Source organism: Arthrobacter sp. Ha26 (assembly GCF_059091705.1).
Genome location: NZ_JBNHGX010000007.1, coordinates 42,959 through 64,252 on the forward strand (window position 1 = coordinate 42,959; position 21,294 = coordinate 64,252).

General features: G+C 66.9%; 22 protein-coding genes. 18 read left to right on the forward strand and 4 right to left on the reverse strand.

Annotated features, from left to right (window positions below; genetic code table 11):
* Window positions 1–115: 115 nt before the first annotated feature.
* Window positions 116–472, forward strand: a complete 357-nt coding sequence (locus tag AC5RVY_RS15910; protein ID WP_493955676.1) for an Rv1322 family protein — start codon at window positions 116–118, stop codon at window positions 470–472.
* A gap of 35 nt (window positions 473–507) precedes the next feature.
* A complete protein-coding gene (locus AC5RVY_RS15915; RefSeq protein ID WP_493955677.1) occupies window positions 508–1,308 on the forward strand; it encodes an alpha/beta hydrolase in 801 nt (266 codons plus the stop codon).
* A 59-nt stretch (window positions 1,309–1,367) separates the two neighbouring features.
* On the opposite strand, the gene AC5RVY_RS15920 is transcribed toward AC5RVY_RS15915, so the two are convergent.
* Complete coding sequence (locus AC5RVY_RS15920) at window positions 1,368–2,675, reverse strand: AI-2E family transporter (protein WP_493955678.1); 1,308 nt, start codon at window positions 2,673–2,675, stop codon at window positions 1,368–1,370.
* Between the two features lie 190 nt (window positions 2,676–2,865).
* Here AC5RVY_RS15920 and AC5RVY_RS15925 point away from each other — a divergent pair, with 190 nt between their 5' ends.
* The 9 genes from AC5RVY_RS15925 (at window position 2,866) to AC5RVY_RS15965 (ending at window position 12,546) form a co-directional block, all read left to right on the forward strand.
* Window positions 2,866–4,572 carry a DUF8094 domain-containing protein gene (locus tag AC5RVY_RS15925; RefSeq protein ID WP_493955679.1) on the forward strand — a complete coding sequence of 569 codons (1,707 nt, stop codon included), beginning with the start codon at window positions 2,866–2,868 and terminating at the stop codon, window positions 4,570–4,572.
* 53 nt (window positions 4,573–4,625) lie between these two features.
* Window positions 4,626–5,609: a co-chaperone YbbN gene (locus AC5RVY_RS15930; RefSeq protein ID WP_493955680.1), complete on the forward strand. Its 984-nt coding sequence runs from the start codon at window positions 4,626–4,628 to the stop codon at window positions 5,607–5,609.
* A complete protein-coding gene (locus tag AC5RVY_RS15935) occupies window positions 5,609–6,706 on the forward strand; it encodes an NADH:flavin oxidoreductase/NADH oxidase (RefSeq protein WP_493955681.1) in 1,098 nt (365 codons plus the stop codon). The genes AC5RVY_RS15930 and AC5RVY_RS15935 overlap by 1 nt, the downstream gene beginning before the upstream one ends.
* A gap of 15 nt (window positions 6,707–6,721) precedes the next feature.
* The gene (locus AC5RVY_RS15940; protein ID WP_493955682.1) at window positions 6,722–7,009 is read left to right on the forward strand and encodes a DUF3253 domain-containing protein; all 288 of its coding nucleotides are present in this window, start codon (window positions 6,722–6,724) and stop codon (window positions 7,007–7,009) included.
* 99 nt (window positions 7,010–7,108) lie between these two features.
* A complete protein-coding gene (locus AC5RVY_RS15945) occupies window positions 7,109–7,957 on the forward strand; it encodes an ABC transporter ATP-binding protein (protein WP_493955683.1) in 849 nt (282 codons plus the stop codon).
* Window positions 7,939–9,510 (forward strand): transporter, encoded by a 1,572-nt coding sequence (locus tag AC5RVY_RS15950; protein WP_493955684.1) that lies wholly within the window; start codon window positions 7,939–7,941, stop codon window positions 9,508–9,510. Before AC5RVY_RS15945 ends, AC5RVY_RS15950 begins: the two co-directional genes overlap by 19 nt.
* A gap of 21 nt (window positions 9,511–9,531) precedes the next feature.
* Window positions 9,532–10,314 carry a glucosamine-6-phosphate deaminase gene (nagB, locus tag AC5RVY_RS15955; protein ID WP_493955685.1) on the forward strand — a complete coding sequence of 261 codons (783 nt, stop codon included), beginning with the start codon at window positions 9,532–9,534 and terminating at the stop codon, window positions 10,312–10,314.
* Window positions 10,315–10,432: 118 nt separating this feature from the next.
* Entirely contained in the window at window positions 10,433–10,765 is a 333-nt protein-coding gene (locus tag AC5RVY_RS15960) for a DUF3039 domain-containing protein (RefSeq protein WP_370455872.1), read from the forward strand.
* Complete coding sequence (locus tag AC5RVY_RS15965) at window positions 10,765–12,546, forward strand: DEAD/DEAH box helicase (RefSeq protein WP_493955686.1); 1,782 nt, start codon at window positions 10,765–10,767, stop codon at window positions 12,544–12,546. The genes AC5RVY_RS15960 and AC5RVY_RS15965 overlap by 1 nt, the downstream gene beginning before the upstream one ends.
* A gap of 89 nt (window positions 12,547–12,635) precedes the next feature.
* Here AC5RVY_RS15965 and AC5RVY_RS15970 read toward each other — a convergent pair whose 3' ends face one another.
* Together AC5RVY_RS15970 and AC5RVY_RS15975 are read right to left on the reverse strand one after the other, a co-directional pair.
* Entirely contained in the window at window positions 12,636–13,274 is a 639-nt protein-coding gene (locus AC5RVY_RS15970; protein WP_493955687.1) for an isochorismatase family protein, read from the reverse strand.
* A gap of 9 nt (window positions 13,275–13,283) precedes the next feature.
* A complete protein-coding gene (locus AC5RVY_RS15975; protein ID WP_493955688.1) occupies window positions 13,284–14,612 on the reverse strand; it encodes a nicotinate phosphoribosyltransferase in 1,329 nt (442 codons plus the stop codon).
* Window positions 14,613–14,885: 273 nt separating this feature from the next.
* On the opposite strand from AC5RVY_RS15975, the gene clpS reads away from it, so the two are divergent.
* The 6 genes from clpS to rdgB all read left to right on the forward strand — a co-directional run bounded on the left by clpS (window position 14,886) and on the right by rdgB (window position 19,207).
* Entirely contained in the window at window positions 14,886–15,269 is a 384-nt protein-coding gene (clpS, locus tag AC5RVY_RS15980) for an ATP-dependent Clp protease adapter ClpS (protein ID WP_493955689.1), read from the forward strand.
* Window positions 15,262–15,828 carry a DUF2017 domain-containing protein gene (locus tag AC5RVY_RS15985; RefSeq protein ID WP_493955690.1) on the forward strand — a complete coding sequence of 189 codons (567 nt, stop codon included), beginning with the start codon at window positions 15,262–15,264 and terminating at the stop codon, window positions 15,826–15,828. The genes clpS and AC5RVY_RS15985 overlap by 8 nt, the downstream gene beginning before the upstream one ends.
* 123 nt (window positions 15,829–15,951) lie before the next feature.
* A complete protein-coding gene (murI, locus tag AC5RVY_RS15990; RefSeq protein ID WP_493955835.1) occupies window positions 15,952–16,947 on the forward strand; it encodes a glutamate racemase in 996 nt (331 codons plus the stop codon).
* Window positions 16,944–17,741: an MBL fold metallo-hydrolase gene (locus AC5RVY_RS15995; protein WP_493955691.1), complete on the forward strand. Its 798-nt coding sequence runs from the start codon at window positions 16,944–16,946 to the stop codon at window positions 17,739–17,741. The genes murI and AC5RVY_RS15995 overlap by 4 nt, the downstream gene beginning before the upstream one ends.
* 42 nt (window positions 17,742–17,783) lie before the next feature.
* Window positions 17,784–18,542, forward strand: coding sequence for a ribonuclease PH (gene rph / locus AC5RVY_RS16000; protein WP_493955692.1), 759 nt, complete (start codon window positions 17,784–17,786; stop codon window positions 18,540–18,542).
* Entirely contained in the window at window positions 18,539–19,207 is a 669-nt protein-coding gene (gene rdgB, locus AC5RVY_RS16005; RefSeq protein ID WP_493955693.1) for an RdgB/HAM1 family non-canonical purine NTP pyrophosphatase, read from the forward strand. The genes rph and rdgB overlap by 4 nt, the downstream gene beginning before the upstream one ends.
* A 111-nt stretch (window positions 19,208–19,318) precedes the next feature.
* On the opposite strand, the gene AC5RVY_RS16010 is transcribed toward rdgB, so the two are convergent.
* Window positions 19,319–20,113 carry a DedA family protein gene (locus AC5RVY_RS16010; protein ID WP_493955836.1) on the reverse strand — a complete coding sequence of 265 codons (795 nt, stop codon included), beginning with the start codon at window positions 20,111–20,113 and terminating at the stop codon, window positions 19,319–19,321.
* Window positions 20,114–20,280: 167 nt separating this feature from the next.
* Between AC5RVY_RS16010 and AC5RVY_RS16015 the strand changes: the two genes are divergently transcribed.
* Window positions 20,281–21,291, forward strand: a complete 1,011-nt coding sequence (locus AC5RVY_RS16015) for a 3'-5' exonuclease (protein WP_493955694.1) — start codon at window positions 20,281–20,283, stop codon at window positions 21,289–21,291.
* Window positions 21,292–21,294 lie beyond the last annotated feature (3 nt).

Consider the following 21,294-nt stretch of genomic DNA (forward strand, 5'->3'; position numbering starts at 1 on the left):
ACGGCAGGCTCCCGTCCGGCAAGGTCGTCGGGACGGTATGCGGCAGCGGCAACAGGGCGGCACTGGACGAAGGCCGGGGGAGCTGCCGGGCCCTGGCCTGGGGCAGAATGGAGGCATGCCGCGCTCCAACCGACCCCGCCGTCCCGTGTCCGGGAAAGCCGGTGCTGGCTCCGGCCGGGCGGCCGGAAGGAAGGGGGGCCGCGACGTTCCCGAGCTGGACCTGGAACGTGCGCGTGCGGGCGTCGCCCGGCGGGAAAGTGCTCCCGACGGTGAATGGATGGTCCGCACGATGACGGCCAAGAACGCAGAAAAGACATACATCTGCCCGGAGTGTTCCACCGCCGTCCTGCCCGGAGTTGCCCACCTGGTGGTGTGGAAGGATGACCACTTGTTTGGTGCGGCAGCCGGCCTGGCGGAACGCCGGCACTGGCACACCAACTGCTGGATGACCCGCAGTTACCGCTACCGGTAAGGTGCAGGCGCGCCGCTGTCGCTAAGCTGGCAGGCATGACTTTTGATCCGGCGTCGTACCAATTCAGCCAGTCCACCGGCCCCACTCCCATCCGCGCCTCCACCGTGCTGCCGGCCAGGCGCGAAAACGTGGAGTTGAAGACGGCGGATGGACATACCCTGGTGGGCGAACTGGCCCTGCCGGAGTCCGGGCCTGTCAGGGCCACTTTGATCACGCTGCATCCGCTGCCTACCCACGGCGGTTTTATGGATTCGCATGTGTACCGCAAGGCCTCCTACCGGTTGCCCGCCATGGCGGGCATTGCGGTGCTCCGGTTCAACACGCGCGGCACTGAGTCGCCTCGCGGCACGAGCACAGGCGGGTTTGAAGAGGGGATCGGCGAGCAGCACGATCTGGAGGCGGCCGTCCGCTTCGCCGTCGACCGCGGATTGCCCAACCGGTGGCTGGTGGGCTGGTCCTTCGGCACCGAGCTTGCCCTGATGTACGGCGCCGTAGAACCGGTGGCGTCGGAGATTGAGGGTGCCATCCTGCTCTCTCCGCCGCTGCACCGGGCCAAGGACTCACACCTCGAGGAATGGGGCCGGTCCGGCAAGCCGCTCAAGGTGTTGGTGCCTGAGCACGATGACTACCTGCAGCCCGACGCCGCGGCGCAGCGCTTCAGCCTGGTTCCGCAGGCCCAGGTGGTGGGCGTCAAGGGGGCCAAGCACCTGTGGGTGGGGGAGAAGTACGCCGGGCGGGTGCTGAACGAGATCGTGCAGGAGGTCACCGGCGCAGGCCCGGGCGAAACCAGCCTTCCGCAGGAATGGGACGGACCGGTGGCCAGCGCCCGGGCCTAGTGCACAGGCTGGCCCCGGCCTAGTGCACAGGCTGGCCCCGGGTCAGTACTCGTCCTGGATCAGTGCTTGTCCTGCCGGACGATGTAGATTTCCTTGATCAGCAGCAGGATGGCCGCTGCCGTGGGAATCGCGATCAGGGCGCCGAGGACACCCAGCAGGCTGCCTCCGGCGATGACAGAGATGACAGCCACTGCTCCGGGTACGGCCACCGCCTTCTGCATGATGCGCGGCGAGATGAAGTACGCCTCGAACTGCAGGTAGGCGAAGTAGCAGATGCCGTAGATCGTGGCCGTCTGCCAACCCACCGTGAGGGCGATCAGGACCACCACCACGCCGGCGATCATGGCCCCCACGAGGGGGATAAATGCGAGCAGCGCGACCACAAACGCCAGCAGCAGGGCGAACGGGACACCCACGATTGACATAACGATAAAAGCGAAAGTGGCGTTCAGCAGGGCCACGCAGGCCTGTCCGATCACATAGTTGCCCACCGATTTGGTGATCTCCTCGGACAATGCCTCCACGCGGTGGCGGCGCGAACGGGGAGCAAGCCGGTACCCCCACTTCTTCATCGCCGGCAGTGCGGCCAGGAAGTACAGGCTGAGGACCAGGACAATCAGGGCCCCGAACAATCCGTTGGCCACCGTGGACCCGAATCCCACCACTCCGCCCGCGATTCCCCCCAGGGCCTGAGGGTCATTCACGAACTTGTTGACTTCCTCGGCGATCCGGTCCCGCACCCCAAACTGGTCATCGAGGGTGAGGAACAGGTCCGAGTTCATAAAGTCCCGGACCCAGATGGGCGCCTGCTCCACGATCTCGGTGACCTGCGCCACGATGGTGGGGATCAGGGTGGCAAAAAAGCCGACGACGGCGGCCACGAGCACGCTCACGGACACCAGGATGCCGGCCGGACGCGGGATCCTGCGGCTCTCCAGCCACCCCACCACCGGTTCAAGGCCCAGGGCGATGAACAGGGCCGCAACGATCCAGAGCAGCAGTTGTGTGGTGTGTGACCCGATCCAGTAGACCAGCAGTGCCACGCCCACGCCCACGGTGCCCATGAAGCCCATGTACAGCGGATGCTGGGGGGACATCCGGGGGCCGGGGTCTCCGAACTGCGGGCGCGACACGCCGTCGGGATCCCGGCTGGGCTCCTCCTGCTGCGAGTACTCCGGCGGCATTTCGAACCGGAGCCTCGGCTGGGCTCCGGGCAGCGGCTGGCGAAGACGGCGGACCACGAGCCCGAGGGCAGCCGCGGCCGCCCCTTTGCGCGCCGGCGCAGGCTCCTGCGGTGCATTGGCCGGAGGCTTGGCGCCCTCCGGATTCTCGTGTGCCGCGAAGGATTCGTCCGTCTTGTCAGTCAATGGGATGTGGGGCCTGTTCGGTGCGTGGCGCCGCTGCTGCGGGCCGATGTGATGATCATCGCAAACACTATCAGCAGCCTTGTCAACACCCGCGGATGGGACTTCTCCGGGACCGCCGGCGGCGCTCTTACGGCGGCCCAGCCGGAGCCCTGATAACAAAACCGTTACCATTGAAGGTAAACCCCCGCTGATGATAGGTGTTCCCTTGCGTTTAAAGACTGCTGCCGCACTTGTGCTGCTCGGCCTCCTGACACTGCTGGCCGGCATCGGCCAGAGAACCATCTGGGCTCCTTCCGAGACGTTTACGGCCTCTGCGCCCGCTGATGCACAGGCGGCGCCGCTGACTGTTATAGACCAGGACCTGCGTACCCTGCACGGTGGAACCGTCAAGATCAACATCGAAGGTGACGGCAACTTCCTGCTCGCCGCAGGCCGTCCCGACGACGTGGACGCCTGGGTGGGGCAGACAGCGCACAATACGGTCACCGGCGTCTCGGAGGACGGCAAGTCCCTCCAGGTTGAACATGCCGACGGCGAGGCCACGGCGCCGAGCCCGGCAGGCTCGGATCTGTGGGTTTCCACCGAGAACGCCAGCGGGGAGCTCGAATACTCCTGGACGCCGCCCGCCGACGGCGACTGGACGCTGCTGTTGACGTCCGACGGAACCAAGCCCGCCCCGGCTTCGATTTCCATGACGTTCCCGAACGATACCTCCACCCCCTGGGCAATCCCGCTGATGGTGCTGGGCTCGCTGCTGATCCTTGCCGGCATCGTCCTGGCCCTGCTTTCTGCGCGCAAGCGCAACGGTGAGGGTGACGGCGCGGGCAGCGGTTTTGCCCAGCGCGCCCGTGCCCGGTCCGAGGCCCGGTCGTCCTCCCACCTGGGCATGATGGCCGCCGGAGTGGTGACTGTGGCGGTGGTTGCCGGAGCAGGTACTGCGGCAAATGCAGCTTCGCCCGCGCCCTCTTCAGACCCGGCGTCAACAGCGTCTGCCGCCCCGCAGGAGCAGGCCGGCTCGCCGGTACTTCTGGATGCGCAGTTCCGACGGATCCTGGAGCAGGTCTCCAGCGCCGCGGACGCCGCTGACGCTGCAAAGGACGCGGCCCAGCTGGCCGAGCGTGTAGGCGGAACCGAGCTCGAAGTGCGGACGCAGAACTATAAGATCCGTTCCCAGGTGGGTTCCTACGAGGCGCGCATGCCCGTCCGCTCCACGAAGCTCCTCACCACAGTGGTCACCAAGGACCGCGAGTGGCCCCGCTCGGTCCTGGCCGTGACGCAGGGTGACGGCAACGTTGTGCCGCAGCTGCTGACCCTCGTCCAAGCCTCACCCCGCGAGAACTACAAGCTCGTGGAAACCAATCCGCTGCAGCCCGGCACCACCTTCCCCACCATCAACCGCGACGGCACGGAAACCTTGGCTGCCGCTGACAAGACCGGACTGCTCTACAGCGGCGAAGAAGCCATGTCCGGCCTGGCCGACCGGCTCACCAGCGCAGATTCCGCCTTCAAGGACAAGCTGGTGGAAGGCGAGTCCTCGCCCTACATCGCCGATACCCTGTCCTACCAGGCAGAGGTGGTCAAGGCCGGCGAGAACGGAAACTTCTCATTCACGCACAAGGTGGTTCCGGAAAGCACTGTGGTATTCCGGACTGCCGACGGCGGTGCGCTGGTCCTGGGCCGGATCAACTTCGGTTTCGAGGGAACCCCCAAGGCCGCCGGTGACAAACTGACCATCGGTGACGATGCTGCTGCCCTGGCCGGCGGCAAGGAGACCACCACCGGGATGGTCCTCAGCTTCGCCGAATCCATGGCCGTGTACGTTCCGCCCGCAGGCTCTAGTGACCCCATGAAGCTGGTCGCTGCGACCCGCGGCCTGGTGGGAGCCAGCTTCAAGTAGTCCCCGTTCCTGCAGTACCCCCGGCAGCGGCCGGAGTGGCTAGAGTGGAAAGCATGAGTTCGCCAGCTTCCCGCCCAGTCCCTCCTGCCGCTGCCAACCTGCTTAACCTGCGCGGCGCCGTCGACCTTTCCTCGCTGAAGCAGCGCCCGGCCACCTCCGGCCCGTCCGCCCCGCCGGCCGGACCCGGCGGCGTGCAGGCCGGCCCGGCTTCCGGCGCGCCGGAACTGAAGGTCGACGTCACCGAGGCCAACTTCCAGCAACTTGTGGAGCTCTCAGCGCAGGTGCCCGTGGTTTTTGCCCTGTGGGCCTCCTACTCGCCCGAGTCCGCAGGGATGCTGGATGTCCTTGAACGCGTGGTGGACAGCTACGGCGGCCGGCTGGTCCTCGGTGCTGCCGATATCGAAGCGTTTCCGCAGCTGGCCCAGGCCTTCCAGGTGCAGGCCGTTCCCACCGCCGTCGCGGTGCTGAAGGGCCAGCCCGTCCCGCTCTTCCAGGGCGGTGCGGACGAACAGCAGGTCCGCAGCCTCTTTGACGAACTTTTGAAGGTGGCAGCAGCAAACGGTGTGACGGGCAGCCTGGGCGGGGCAGCCGGAGAAGAAGCGGAGCCCGCGCCGCTGCCGCCGCTGCACCAGGCCGCCTTTGATGCCATCGAAGCAGGCGACTACGCGGCCGCCGCTGAGGCCTACCGCCAGGCACTGAACGAGATGCCCGCCGACCACGAGGCGAAGGCAGGGCTGGCCCAGGTGGAGCTGATGCTGCGCCTCCAGCCGCTCACGGCCCAGGACAGCGAAGCCCTCCGCCGCCAGGCAGCGGATGAACCGGACAACCTGGAGGCCCAGTTGACCGTTGCCGACCTCGACATTGCCGGCGGCCATGTAGAAGACGGGCTTAACCGGCTGGTCAGCTTCATCGGCCGGAACTTTGGACCGGAGCGCGAGACGGCCCGTGTCCGCCTCCTGGAGCTGTTCGAGGTGGTTGGGACCTCGGACGAGCGGGTTGCCAAGGCGCGCCAGGCACTGGCACGGGTCCTCTTCTAGTGTCCGCCCTGTTCGAGCCGCTCAAACTCCGTTCCCTGGAGCTTCAGCACCGCGGCTGGGTATCGCCGATGTGCCAGTACAGCTGCGATCCCGACGACGCGCCGGGAGTTCCGCACGACTGGCACCTGATGCACCTCGGCTCCTTCGCCGCCGGCGGCGCGGCGCTGATTCTTACCGAAGCGGCAGCCGTCAACGCAGAAGGCCGGATCAGCCCCCGGGACGCCGGCCTGTACAACGACGCCCAGGCGGAGGCCTGGCAGCGGATCACCTCCTTCGTGCACAACTACGGGGCTGCCGACGCAAAAATCGGTGCCCAGCTGGCCCACGCCGGCCGGAAGGCCTCTACGTACTGGCCCTTCTCCGGGCGGCAGGGCAGTGTCCCGGTGTCTGATGGCGGCTGGACCACCGTGGGACCCTCGGCCTCGGCTTTCGATGGCTATGCGCTTCCCGTCGAGATGACGGAGGACCAGATCCAGGGCGTTATCAGTGACTTCGCCGCGGCAGCGGTCCGTGCTGTCGACGCCGGATTCGACACACTGGAGATCCACGGGGCGCACGGCTATTTGCTGCACCAGTTCCAAAGCCCGCTGATCAACAGGCGGACTGATGCGTGGGGCGGGAACGAAGAGGGCCGGAACAGGCTCATGCTGGCGGTGGTGGACGCGGTGCGGGATGTCATCCCCGACTCGATGCCCCTGCTGCTGAGGATCTCGGCCAGTGACTGGGCCGAGGGCGGAGTAGACCTGGCAGCCTCCGTGCGCCTGGCCCGCCATGCGGCCGAACACGGCGTGGACCTTGTTGACGTTTCCAGTGGGGGAGCGGTGGCGCATCAGCAGATCAAAGCCGGCCCCGGGTACCAGACCGGGTTCTCCGCCGCGATCCGCAGCGACGCCGGAGTGCCTACGGGTACCGTGGGCCTGCTGACCTCAGCCGGCCAGGCCGAGCACGCCATCGCCACGGGGCAGGCAGACGGCGTTTTCATCGCCCGCGCTGCCCTGCGGGACCCGCACTGGTGGCTGCGCGCGGCGTTTGAACTGGGCCACGACATCGGCTGGGTGCCGCAGTACGAGCGTGCCGTACCCCGCCGGACTTTCTGAGCACTGAAGCTTGCTATGACCGGCCACCAGCATGAAGAGAAACAAGCGCCCGGCGGCAGCTTAGGACGTCAACTGGAGGCCACCATCCTGGCGCTCCTGGCTGCCAGGGCCGCCAGTTCCAGCATCTGCCCGTCGGATGCAGCCCGCGCCGTTGGCGATGGCACCTGGCGCGACCTGATGGAACCGGCCCGCGAAGCTGCGCGGCGGCTGGTGGACGCCGGCGAGGTGGAGATCACCCAAGGCGGGTCGGTGGTTGATCCCTTCACGGCCAAAGGTCCCATCCGCATCCGCAGGAAGCGGTAGGACCAGGGCAGGTGGGCCGGCGTTTCGGAACCTCCGCCTGGCTTTTTCTACTCCTGCAGGAGGACCCCGCAGCCGCAGGGCGAGGACTAGTCTGGCATCATGACTGCCCAGCACCCTGATCCGGTCCGACAACCTGACCCGGTAGAGCGCCCTGTCCCGGCCCGGCACCAGGTTCCGTTACAGCCCGCCGCGCCCGCAGCCGCCCTGTCCATCCGCGGGCTGGCCAAGCGCTTTGGCCGGAAGATCGCAGTGGACGGCATCAGTCTCGACGTACCGGCGGGCTCGTTTTTCGGAATCGTGGGCCCGAATGGAGCCGGCAAGACCACCACGCTGTCAATGGCCACCGGGCTCCTGCGGCCCGACTTCGGTACGGCAGTGGTGCACGGGGTTGACGTCTGGGCCCGGCCGCTGGAGGCCAAGCGGCTGATGGGCATCCTGCCCGACGGCGTGCGTCTGTTCGACCGGCTGACGGGCGAGCAGCTGGTGACCTACGCCGGCCTGCTCCGCGGGATGGACAGGGACGTGGTGGCCAGCCGGGTGCGGGAACTGTTGGCCGCCCTGGACCTTGCCCAGGACGCAGGTACCCTGGTGGTTGACTACTCCGCGGGCATGACCAAGAAGATCGCCCTGGCGTCCGCGTTGATCCATGCGCCCAGGCTGCTGGTGCTGGACGAACCGTTCGAGGCCGTGGACCCTGTGTCTGCGGCCAATATCCGCTCCATCCTGGACAGCTACGTGGCCTCCGGCGGAACGGTGATCGTCTCCAGCCACGTGATGGACCTGGTGCAGCGGATGTGCGACCACGTTGCCGTGGTGGCCGCCGGCCGCCTGCTGGCAGCGGGGACCGTTGATGAGGTGCGCGCGGGGGCAACGCTCGAAGACCGGTTCGTCCAACTGGTTGGCGGGCGCAGCCACACGGAGGGGCTGGAATGGTTGCGCACCTTCTAAGGCTCAAACTGACCCTGCTGCGCAACGGATTGCGCCGCAGCCCCTGGCAGCTGGTGGGCATGGCCTTTGCCGGGCTTTACGCGCTGGGCCTGGTGGCCGGGCTGGTGGTGGTGTTGGTCCTGCTGCGCCGGGCTGATCCCGAACTGGCCCAAACAGCCGTGGTGCTCGGCGGATCGGCGGCCATCCTTGGCTGGGCCATCATTCCGGTAGTCGCGTCGGCCACGGACATGACCCTTGATCCTGCGCGTTTCACCACGTTCGCCATCCCCATGAAGCAGATGTTGGCAGGGCTGGCACTGGGCGGATTGATCGGCATCCCGGGGCTGGCCACCACGCTGGTGGCACTGTCCACGGTGGTGACCTGGTCCCGCGGGGTGCTGCCTGCGCTCGCGGCCCTCGCGGGAGCAGTGCTGGGCCTGCTGACGTGCATCGTGCTGTCCAAGGTGGTTACCACGGCAACGGCCAGCCTCGCGGCATCGCGGCGGTTCAAGGACGTCAGCGCCATCGCCTTTATGGTGCCCCTGGTCCTCCTGGGCCCGATCGTGGCAGGAGTCAGCCGCGGCATCTCCGCGTCCACCGGCTTCCTGCCGGAGTTTGCGCGGACGATGTCCTGGACTCCGCTGGGCGCCCCCTGGTCCCTTGCAGGTGACATCGTGACCGGCCAGCCGGGCGCTGCGGCCCTGAAGCTGGTCATCTCCGTTGGGGTCCTGGCCGGCCTTGCCTGGTGCTGGAAGCTGCTGCTCGAACGTGCCCTGGTAAGTCCGCCTTACTCGGGCAGCGGCAAGCGCAAGGGTGGAAAGCTGGGCCTGTTCGGGCTCCTGCCCGCTGTTCCTGCCGGGGCTGTGATGGCCCGGTCCCTCACCTACTGGATCCGCGATCCGCGGTACTCCGGCTCCCTCATTGTGGTGCCCCTGCTCCCGGTGCTGCTCGTGTTCCAGGGCAACCAGACCGGGGACTTCAGCACCCTTGCCTTCCTGGCGCCCCTGACCGCGTTTATCCTCGCCTGGTCCATCTCCGCCGACGTCTCCTACGACAACACCGCCTTTGCGCTGCACCTGGCCAGCGGAGTCAGGGGCGTGCACGACAGGCTGGGCCGCGCGCTGGCTTGCCTGGCATTCGCGCTGCCGCTGGTCCTGGTGTTCGCTTTTGGCCACTCCGCTGTTACCTCCGACTGGTCTTCCCTCCCCGGCCAGCTGGGGCTGAGCCTGGGGATCCTCTTCACGGGGCTCGGGTTGTCCTCCGTCGTCTCGGCCCGCTACACGGTGGCCGTCCCGCTGCCTGGGGACAGCCCCTTCAAAAAGCCGCCCGGAAACGTGGGCCAGACCCTGGCGGTACAGTTCGCCGGAATGGGAATCCTGTTTGTCCTGGTCCTGCCTGAGGCGGCGCTCCTGGTGGCGCAGCTGGTCACCGGCAACGCGCTTTTCGGCTGGCTGGACCTCGCCGCGGGGCTCCTGCTGGGGCCCGCCCTCTTTGTGACGGGCGTGAAGCTGGGCGGGAAGTGGCTGGACGCCCGGGGGCCGGAGCTGCTGGCCCAAGTCACGGTCAACCGCTGAAAAGGCACCGGAAGGAACAGCATGGAAGTAGTCATCCTCAACGGCAGCAAGCAGATCGGGAAGCTGGCTGCTGACGCCATCGAACAGCTGATTGCAAGGAAGCCGGACGCCGTGCTGGGCCTGGCCACCGGCTCCTCGCCGTTGCCCGTTTACGACGATCTGGCTGCCCGCCATGAGCGGGACGGCCTGGACTTCAGCAGGGCGCACGGGTTTGCCCTGGACGAATACGTTGGCCTGCCTGCCGGGCACCCCGAGTCCTACCGCGAAGTGATCCGGCGCGAGTTCACCGCCCGGGTGAATATCGCGCCGGAAAACGTCCACGGGCCGGACGGAACAGCAACGGACATCCCCGCCGCCTGCACTGCCTACGAAGAAGCCATCGCCGCGGCCGGCGGCATCGACCTGCAGCTCCTGGGCGTCGGCACGGACGGCCACATCGGCTTCAACGAGCCCGGATCGTCCTTCGCCTCACGCACGCGGATCAAGAGCCTCATCGAACAGACACGCCGGGACAACGCCCGCTTCTTCAACAGCCTCGCGGAAGTCCCGCACCATGTTCTCACCCAGGGGCTGGGCACCATCATGGAGGCCAGGCATGTGATCCTGGTGGCAACCGGGGCTCAGAAGGCGCAGGCAGTGCGCGAATTCGTGGAAGGGCCGGTGGCGGCCATCTGCCCGGCCTCGGTGCTGCAGTTCCATCCCCACGCCACCGTCCTGCTGGACGAAGCTGCCGCTTCGGCGCTTAGGCTCGCGGATTTTTACCGCCACACCTATGACAACAAACCTTCCTGGCAGGGCCTCTGATCCGCGGCCGGCAGGCAGGGTGACAGGAGGAAAAGTACGACGACGGCGGGTCGCGGGCGTCGCGGCGGGAGCCTCCGGCGTCGAACGCCAGCCCGCCGGAACAGCTAAGATGAATCGCATGACTAGCATGACGGACCCCCTCGACAACGACCCGATGCGCGAGCTTTCCGGGGCTGGATCGTCCACAGCCACCATTGAGCGCGAGGAACTGCGCCAGGAAGTGGAGCCCGGGGACCGGGAGCGCTTTTCGCACTATGTGCGCAAGGAAAAAATCATGGAGTCAGCACTGACCGGCGAGCCCGTCATCGCCCTGTGCGGCAAAGTCTGGACGCCGGGCCGGGATCCGCAGAAGTTCCCGGTGTGCCCCATGTGCAAAGAGGTCTATGACGGCCTCCGCCCGGGCAACGACGGCGGCAAGGGTCCCGGAGGGGACTCAGGCAACAACAAATAGTGACGGAGACGCTTTTTGGCGGCCCCACCCTGCCTCCGGCTTATCCGGAACGTGCAGCCTGGGGAACCGCCCCGAAACTCCGTGCCTGGCAGCAGGAGGCCCTGGATCTCTACCTGAGGACGAGCCCCAGGGACTTCCTGGCGGTAGCTACCCCCGGCGCCGGTAAAACCACCTTCGCGCTGCGGATCGCGTCCACGCTTATAGACTCGGGTGCCGTCAACCGGGTGACCATCGTGGCGCCCACTGACCACCTGAAGCGCCAGTGGGCGGACGCGGCAGCCAAGGTTGGCATCGCCATCGACCCCAACTTCAAGAACTCGGACGGCCAGCACGGCCGGGGCTTCATCGGCGTGGCCGTCACTTATGCCCAGGTGGCCAGCAAGCCCCTGCTGCACCGGGCAAAAACGGAGGCCGCGCGGACACTGGTGATCCTGGACGAAATCCACCACGGCGGCGAGGCACTCTCGTGGGGCGACGGCCTGCGCGAAGCGTTCGACCCCGCGGTGCGGCGGCTGTCCCTGACGGGTACCCCGTTCCGTTCGGACACCTCACCCATTCCCTTTGTGGAGTACGCGGAGGACCGTGATGGGATCAGGCGATCCAAGGCGGACTATACCTACGGCTACGGCAATGCCTTGCGCGACCACGTGGTCCGGCCGGTGATGTTTATGGCGTACTCCGGCCAGATGCGCTGGCGGACCAGCGCGGGCGAGGAAATGGCCGCCTCCCTTGGCGAGGCCGCGGTAACCAAGGACATCACCTCGCACGCCTGGCGGACGGCCCTGAACCCGGCCGGCGAATGGATCCCGGCCGTGCTGGCGGGCGCGGACAAGCGGCTGAGCGAGGTGCGGCGGACCGTCCCGGACGCCGGTGGCCTGGTGATCGCCACGGACCATGAGGACGCCCGGGCCTATGCCGGGCAACTGAAAAGGATTACGGGAGAGTCGCCCACGGTCATCCTTTCCGATGACGCGAAGGCTTCGAGCAAGATCGAGGAGTTCACTGCCAGCGAGAAACGCTGGATGGTGGCCGTCCGGATGGTGTCCGAAGGCGTGGACGTACCCCGGCTTTCCGTTGGGGTGTACGCCACATCGACTTCCACGCCGCTGTTTTTCGCCCAGGCCGTGGGGCGCTTCGTGCGCGCACGCAAAAGGGGGGAAACGGCGTCGGTCTTCCTGCCCTCGGTACCCCAGTTGATGGCCCTGGCCAACTCAATGGAGATGGAGCGGGACCATGCCCTGGACCGGCCGGAGAAGGAGGACGGGGACGGGCTCTTCAATCCGGAAGATTCGCTGATGGATGAGGCCAACCGGGAGGAGAAGGCCTCCGACAGCCTGACCAAGGGCAAGTTCGAGGCGCTGGATTCCCAGGCATCCTTCGACCGGGTCCTGTTCGACGGCGGCGAGTTCGGTACCGGCGGCGAGGTGGGCTCCGACGACGAAATGGACTTCCTGGGCATTCCCGGGCTGCTGGATGCCGAACAGGTGGGCACGCTCCTGAGGCAGCGCCAGCATGAGCAGCTCAACCGGAAGAACCGGAAAGCTCCCGCGGCTGCGGAGACTGCGGCGGCAGCCGTCCCGGATCACCGGATGCTGATGGATCTCCGGAATGAGCTGGCTAAGAATGTAGCGGCTTGGTCGGCCCGCACCGGCACACCGCACGGCGTGGTGCACACCAAGCTGCGCACCGTGTGTGGCGGACCACCCGTTGCCCAGGCGAACGAGGAACAGCTGCAGTCCAGGCTGCGGAAGCTCCAGGACTGGTTTATCGGCAGGAAATAACACAGCATGGCCAATGGAAGCGGGCCGGTGCCAGGCACCGGCCCGCTTCTGTAGCTGCGGTCTGCAGCTGGGCGCTGTAGTTGCCGGGGTCAGGCGACGTCCACGCCGCCGAGCTCCAGCTCAGCAACGGTTTCCTCCAGGTCCTCGGCAATGCCCGCTGTCAGGGAGCGAATGACTGTGACGGCGTAGCCCGCCTGCACGGCATCCAGCGAGGTGGCCTTGACGCAGTAGTCGGTGGCGATGCCCACCACCACAACCTCCTCCACGTCGTTGCTCTGCAGCCAGTCGTCCAGGCCGATGGCGTCTTCATCCGGCGTGAACCGGTCAGCTTCGCCGGCGCCGGGCAGCGCGCCGGGCTGCCGCTCACCGGTGGGGACGGCGTCCTCCGGCGCCAGCAGCCCCTCAAAACCGGAGTAGGCGGCGGCGAACTGCCCCTTCTGAAAATAGGCGTCGACGTACTCGGTGTCCAGGTCCGGGTGAAGCTCGGCTCCGCGGGTTCCGGCCACGCAGTGCGGCGGCCAGCTGTCAACGAAGTCCGGGGTTTCGGAGAAGTGCCCACCGGGATTGATGTGCCAGTCCTGGGTGGCCACGATGTGGTCGAACTCGTTGTGGTGCGCGTCCACGTATTCGCTGATGGCGCCCGCTACATCCGCGCCGCCTTTGACGGCAAGGGAGCCGCCTTCACAGAAATCGTTCTGGACATCAACGATGATCAGGGCCCGGGACATCAGTTCTCCTCAGTTTTCTTCATAGAGAGTAGGGATGGCGGCTTCCCCGCGCTGGAGGCGGTTGACCACGCCCGGCAGTTCAGCCATGGTTTCGGCGTGTCGGCGGCGGGCACGGACCACGCCTTCATGGCCGGTCCAGCCCGGCATCAGTTCGCCGTTCTTCATGAACTGGTGCAGCAGCGGACGGTCGTTGCCGTCGTCCTCCGGCCGGCGGCCCACGCCCACCACCTCCGAGGTGGCAACGCCGCGCTCGTCCAGTTTCCGCAGGGCGTATTTCCGGCCGCCCACGCTGGCCTTGTTCTTGGCGGCCTTGGCCACGGACACGAAGGTGCCGTCGTTGTCCGTGCGGCTGACCAGTTTGTAGACCATGCTGGCGGTGGGGGCGCCGGAGCCTGTGACCAGGGACGTTCCCACGCCGTAGGAATCCACCGGGGCGGACTGCAGCGCGGCAATGGCGAACTCGTCAAGGTCCGAGGTGACCACGATCTTGGTGTTCTCGTTGCCCAGGTGGTCCAGCAGCTGTCGGACCCACTGTGCCTGCGCCACGAGGTCGCCGGAATCGAGCCGGACCGCGCCCAGGCGTGGACCGGCAAGGTCCACCGCCGCGCGCACGGCCTTCTCGACGTCGTACGTATCCACCAGCAGCGAGGTGCCCTCGCCCAGGGACGCGATCTGGGCCTCGAAGGCGTCCCGCTCCGTGTCGTGCAGCAGAGTGAAGGAATGGGCGGCGGTGCCCACGGTCTTGACCCCGTAGCGGATGCCCGCCTCAAGGTTGGAGGTGCTGTCGAAACCGGCGATGATGGCTGCCCTGGCGGACGCGGTGGCTGCCTCCTCATGCGTGCGCCGGGAACCCATCTCAATGCAGGGCCGGCCGCCCGCGGCGCTGACCATCCGGGACGCGGCGGACGCGATGGCGCTGTCGTGGTTGAGGACCGAGAGCAGGTAGGTCTCCAGCATGCAGGCCTCGGCGAAGGTGGACTCAACGATCAGGATGGGGGAGTACGGGAAGTACGCTTCGCCCTCCGGGTAGCCCCAGATATCGCCGGAGAAACGGTAGGAGGCCAAGTACTCCAGCGTCTCCTCGTTCACCACCTTGGTACGGGCCAGGAAGTCCAGTTCCGCTGGCCCGAACCGGAAGTTCGCAATGCCCTCCAGGAGCCGGCCGGTCCCGGCCACGATCCCGTAGCGCCTGCCGTCCGGGAGCCGCCGGGCAAAGGCCTCGAAGACGGACTTGCGGTGCGCGGCGCCCGAATGGAGTGAAGCCTGCAGCATGGTCAGCTCGTAGTGGTCGGTGTAAAAGGACGTGCGGGGATGGTCCCAGCCGGCAGAGGTGCTCACGAAAATCACTCTAGTCCCCACCGGCTCCCACGTCTTGCTCCGCTGCGCCGCGGGGCCCTCGCCGGCGTGGGCCCACCCACCGGCGCCCACGTCTTGCTCCGCTTCGCCGCGGGGCCCTCGCCGGCGTGGGCCCACCCACCGGCGCCCACGTCTTGCTCCGCTTCGCCGCGGGGCCCTTGCCGGCGTGGGCCCACCCACCGGCGCCCACGTCTTGCTCCGCTTCGCCGCGGGGCCCTCGCCGGCGTGGGCCCGTCCTCCCCATAGAATGGACAGATGACCTTAAGCGTTGCGCTCGGCCCTGACACGCAAGAGGGCACCCGGACCGGCACGGAGGAGTCCACAGACTTCCTGGCCGCACCGGACATCCCCTGGAACCTGGTGATCTGGAATGACCCCGTAAATCTCATGAGCTATGTCAGCTACGTGTTCCAAAGCTACTTCGGCTACTCGGAAACCAAAGCGAACAAGCTCATGATGGAGGTCCACAAAAAGGGCCGCTCCATTGTTGCCAGCGGCAGCAAGGAACAGGTGGAGCGGCACGCGGTGGCCATGCACGGCTTCGGGCTGTGGGCCACGGTGGAGAAGGCCAGCGGCGGATCGGGCGGCCATTCGGGCAAGTCCGGCGGACCGGGACAGGGTAAGGGGAAGCGTGGCTAAGGCGTTTAAGTACGGGCTCAAAGGCATCACCGGCTACCTCGAGCCCACCGAGCGGGAGCTGTTGCGCAGCCTCATCGACGACGTCATTTCCATGCTCCAGCCGGAGGAACGGAAGGGCCAGGACCCCCTGGCCGCCATGATCGGCCTGGACATGGACGTTGCCGAACCCTCTGACAGGGCCGTGAAGCGGCTCCTTCCCAATGTCATGAAGAACGACGACGCCGCGTCCCTTGAGTTCCGCCAGCTCACCGAGCGGTCCTTGCGGGAGACAAAAATCGGTGCGCTTCGCGCTGCAGCGCTGGACCTGGACAAGGACGAGATCGTGCTCACGGCCGACGGTGCCCGGCACTGGTCGATGGCCCTGAACGACGTCCGGCTGGTCTTGGCCGAACGCCTGGATATCCAGGACGAAGAGGACGCCGAGCACGTCCACCTGATGCAGGACTGGTCCCAGGCCGAGGACGTGGAGAGCTACCTGGCACTGGTCTACAACTTCGCCACCTGGCTCCAGGAATCGCTGGTCCAGGCCATGCTGCAGTCGCTGGACAGCCGCCGTTGAGCCGTGGCCGCGGCCTTCCGTGTGAGCCGTGTGACAAATTCGACATGAGTCGCAGGCCACAACATGATGGCTGAGGCTCCGGGGAAGACCTATCCTCGAATAATCATGACAACAGCCTCGAGCATGGATCCGCCAGCAGAAGCGGCAGGGTCCGAAGCCAGCGACCTGCCGGCCGCCGCCGTGGAATCACGGCCCATCGGTGTCTTCGATTCCGGGGTGGGCGGCCTTACGGTGGCCCGCTCCATCATCGACCAGCTCCCCAACGAGTCCATCCTCTATGTAGGGGACACCGCTCACGGCCCGTATGGTCCGCTGCCCATCGCGGAAGTCCGGGCCAACGCACTCGGTGTGATGGACGAACTGGTGGACTCCGGCGTCAAGCTGCTCACCATAGCCTGCAACTCGGCGTCGGCCGCGGTGCTGCGCGACGCCCGGGAGAGGTATACGGCGAAGTACGGCATCCCTGTCATCGAGGTCATCCAGCCGGCGGTGCGGCGTGCCGTCGCGGCGACGCGCAGTGGACGGGTGGGTGTGATCGGAACATCCGCCACTGTGGGATCCCGGGCCTACGAGGACACTTTCGCGGCCGCCCCGGACCTGCACATCACGTCGGTGGCATGCCCGGAGTTCGTCAGTTACGTGGAGGCGGGGATTACCACCGGCCCCGCCCTGCTGGCTGTCGCGGAGGAATACCTGGCCCCGCTCAAGGCCGCGGGGGTGGACACCGTCGTGCTGGGATGCACCCACTACCCGCTGCTGACCGGTGTTATCTCCTACGTCATGGGCGCGGACGTGACCCTGGTGTCCAGTGCTGAGGAAACCGCCAAGGACGTCTACCGGGCCCTCGTCACCCACGACCTGCAGCGCACGGGGGCCACGCCGCCCGAACACCACTTCGTAGCCACCGGAGACGCCGCCCAGTTCGAGGCGCTGGCCCGCCGGTTCCTGGGCCCCGAAGTACTCTCGGTCCGGCACGTTGACCATGTGGCGGCCCAGTACCCCACCGGCAGCCTGGCCCGCATCACCCCGGAAATGATCGCAGCCGCGCGGGCCGGCGGGACCCGCCAGCGGATCTCCAATTTTGTTGGCAGCTCCGTCACCGGGGGTTCCGGCCAGTGAAGCTCACCATCGTCGGTTGTACCGGGTCCTTCCCCGGGCCGGGTTCTCCGGCGTCGTGCTACCTCCTGACCGCCAACGACGGCGAGCGGACCTGGAAAGTGGTCATGGACCTGGGCAGCGGGGCATTGGGAGCAATCCAGCGGTACACCGACCTTGAAGACATTGACGCGATCTTCCTCACCCACCTGCACCCCGACCACTGCATGGACCTCTGCGGCCTGCACGTGGCCGTCCGCTGGAAGCCGGGCGGCTGGGGACGGGGACGGATTCCGGTGTGGGGTCCGGCGGCCACGGCAGACCGGATGGCCACCGCGTACGGCCTGGAACTGGACCCGGGCATGCACGAGGAATTCGATTTCACCAACTGGGCCGAGCGCGAGCCGGTCACCGTGGGACCCTTCACTGTAACCCCGTTCGCCGTGAACCATCCCGTGGAGGAGGCGTACGCCCTCCGGGTGGAAGTGGTGGAGCCGGATAAGGAAGGCAACCGCATTTCCAAGACCCTGACGTACTCCGGTGATACGGATTCCTGTGCGGGCCTGGAGGAGGCTGCCAAAGATGCTGACCTGTTCCTGTGTGAAGCAGCCTTTGAAGAAGGCCGGGATAACGGCATCAAGGACGTCCACCTGACCGGCAAGCGTGCCGGCGAAGCGGCCGCCGCGGCCGGGGCCCGCCGGCTCCTGCTCACGCACATTCCGGTGTGGACGTCACAAACCACCGTGATGGCGGAGGCCCGCCCGGTGTTTCCCGGTGACGTTGCCGTGGCCGTCGCCGGGGTGCATTACACCATCTGATTCCCGGCTCTGCCGTGCTCGCGCAGTCGATAAGCTAAAGGCATGACTTCTGAAGCAACTGCAGTGCCCATCGTGCGCGCCGACGGCCGCGCCCCGGACCAGCTCCGGCCCATCAGCATCACACGTGGCTGGTCCAACCAGGCTGAGGGATCGGCCCTGATCGAATTCGGCAACACCCGGGTCCTGTGCACGGCTTCCCTCACCGCAGGCGTGCCGCGCTGGCTTAAGGGCGAGGGCCGGGGGTGGGTGACCGCCGAGTACGCCATGCTGCCGCGCGCCACCAACACCCGGTCCGACCGCGAGTCCGTCAAGGGCAAAATCGGCGGCCGCACGCACGAGATCTCCCGGCTCATTGGCCGCTCCCTGCGCTCCATCATCGACACCAAAGCCCTTGGCGAAAACACCATCGTGCTGGACTGCGATGTACTGCAGGCGGACGGCGGAACCCGGACCGCAGCCATCACCGGAGCCTACGTTGCCCTCGCGGACGCCATCAGGTTCGCCCGCGACAACAAGCTGATCGCGAAGAACGCCCAGCCCCTCATCGACACCATCGCCGCGGTGTCGGTGGGCATCATTGACGGCGTTCCCATGCTGGACCTGCCTTACGTTGAGGATGTCCGGGCGGAAACAGACATGAACGTGGTAGTCACCGGCTCCGGCAAGTTCGTGGAAGTCCAGGGGACCGCCGAAGGTGCGCCCTTCGACCGCGCGGAACTGGACCAGCTCCTGGACCTGGCCCTGCTCGGCACCACCCAGCTTGCGGCCATCCAACGCGAAACCCTGGCAGACACCCTGTGAGTGCGGCAGGCGCCGCCCCCGGGCAGGGGACAACCCCGCGCCTGGTCCTTGCCACGCATAACAAGGGCAAGCTGCGGGAGCTGCGTGAACTCCTGCGTGGGCAGGTGCCGGGGCTCGACGTCGACACGCAGGTGGTGGATGCCGCCGCGGCAGGTGCCCCCGACGTCGTCGAAACAGGCGTGACGTTCGCCGAGAATTCCCTATTGAAGGCTCGTGCTGTCGCAGAAGCAACAGGCCTTGTGGCCATAGCGGATGACTCCGGGCTCGCGGTTGACGTGATGGGCGGGGCACCCGGCATTTTCTCAGCCCGGTGGGCCGGGAAACACGGCGACGACGCCGCCAACCTGCAGCTCCTGCTCAACCAGCTCTCCGACGTCCCGGAGGCCCACCGCGGCGCCGCATTTGTCTGCGCGGCGGCCCTGGCGGTGCCGGGGGCGGACGGGGACTCCGGGCGCGTAGTGGTGGAGTACGGGCAGCTGGAGGGCGTGCTCCTGCGCGAGCCCCGCGGCGACGGCGGTTTCGGCTACGACCCCGTGCTGCAGCCTGTGGGGGAGAGCCGCAGCTGTGCGGAACTGTCCGCCGACGAGAAGAACGCCATCAGCCACCGCGGCAAGGCGTTCCGGGCGCTCCTGCCGGCCATCGTCGAGGCCTTGCAGGACTGCTGAGCGGGGACCGGCACGTTCGCAGACAAAGGCCCGGCAGGCGCAGACAAAGAGGGGTGCGCTCCAGTCCGAAGCCTGGAGCGCACCCTTTCTTGTGCCTGGGAAGTCCCGCTTCTACTCGGGCCGGGTTCCCTTAACATGGCGGGAAGTCTTGTGCTCGTCCTCGGGCACGTGTTCTTCAATGAACTCGTCCACGGGGTCCGTGCCGTAGGCGGCGGCCTGCCGCTTGGCGGACATGCCGCGCAGGGCCTCAATGCCGATGGGCACCACCGAGAGCAGCACGATGGCAATAAAGATAATGTCCAGGTTGTCGCGGACCCACGGGATGCGGTCGCCCAGCAGGTACCCCAGGAGGGTCACGCCGCCGCCCCACAGAAAAGCCCCAATGACGTTGTAGAGGAAGAACTTCTTCTTGCTCATCTGCGCAACACCCACGATCACCGGAACGAAGGTCCTGATGATCGGGACGAAGCGGGCAAGGATCAGTGCTTTGCCGCCGTGCTTTTCGAAGAAGGCGTGGGCGTTCTCAACATTTTCGCGCTTGAAGAGGCGTGAATTGGGCTTGTTGAAGATGGCCGGACCGGCTTTGGACCCGATCAGGTAGCCGGTCTGGTTGCCCACGATGGCAGACACAACAATCAGCAGCGCCAGGAGCCAGACGTTGAACTTGATGGTGTCCGTGGCCACGAGGAGGCCTGCAGTGAACAGCATCGAGTCGCCCGGCAGGAAGAAACCCACCAGCAGCCCCGTTTCCGCGAAGACGATGCCGCATACCAGCAGGACCACCCATGGGGCCAGGGCAGGATCAGCCAGGAAGACCTGGGGATTCAGCCAGTCGGGCAGGAAGGAGGCCAGCTGTGGCTGCACCGGTCCCGCACCGCCCAGTATGGACACAGCGAAGTCGTTCATCACAGGAAAGTTCACTCCTCAAGGGTACTTGACGTGCCTCTTCCCGCCGGTGGCCGATGGGGGTGGGCGGCGAAGTGATATTCCCCGGCAGGGCCGAACGCGTGATATCCGTGACAGGCCCCCGCGGGTGACACGGGAAGGATCACCTCCGGCGGTAAGGTGGGGCCGTGGGTTTGGACTTTACGGCGATCGACTTCGAGACTGCGAACGGATTTCGGGGTTCTCCCTGCTCCGTGGGCCTGACGAAAGTCCGGGGCGGCAAAGTGGTGGAGGAAGCCTCCTGGCTGATGCGCCCGCCGGCCAGCCACGACCATTTTGACTACCACAACACCCGCATCCATGGCATCACTGCCGCGGACGTTGCAGGCAGGCCCCGCTTTGGAGAGCTCTTCCCGGAGATCGGCGCTTTCATCGGCGATGACATCCTTGCCGCGCACAACGCTGCTTTCGACCTCGGTGTGATCCGCTCGGGACTGGAGGTGTCCGGGCTCCCCGGTCCGGCCTACGACTACGTCTGCACCGTGATGCTGTCCCGGCGCTGCTACTCGCTCGTCTCCAATTCCCTGCCCTTTGCCGCGGAGGAGGCGGGGGTTCCGCTGGTAAATCACCATGACGCCGCCGAAGACGCCCGTGCCTGCGCCGGAATCCTGGTCGACATTGCGGGCCGCAACGGGGCCAACAGCATCGCCGAACTCTACCTGTCGCTGGGGCTGGTGATGCCCCGCCAGGAGGCGTTCGACCCCGCCCGCGACATCCTCTCCAAGGCCAGTCTGGCCGCGCTGTCCAGTGCGGCCGGCAGCGGGGCGGGGCTGGTGCGGTCCTTCCAGGGCGGCTGGCCGGAAGAGGGAGCAAACCCCGAACCCAATCCGCTCGCAGAGCCCGGCCACCCGCTCTATGGCCAGACAGTTGTTTTCACCGGCCAGCTGTCCATGGGCAGGCCCGAAGCGAAGCAGCGGTCCGCAGAATTCGGTGCCAGGCCGGAGAGCCGGGTCACCGGGCGCACCACTGTCCTGGTGGTGGGGGACGGCTTTATGGCCTCTGACCTCCGCTCGGGACGGCTGACCGGCAAGGCGCGCCGGGTGCTGGAACTCCACGAGCGGGGGCAGGCCATCGAGGTTCTCTCCGAGGGTGAGTTCCTGCAGATGGTGGGCAGCTTCCCCGCCGCCGTCAGCGCCTAAGGG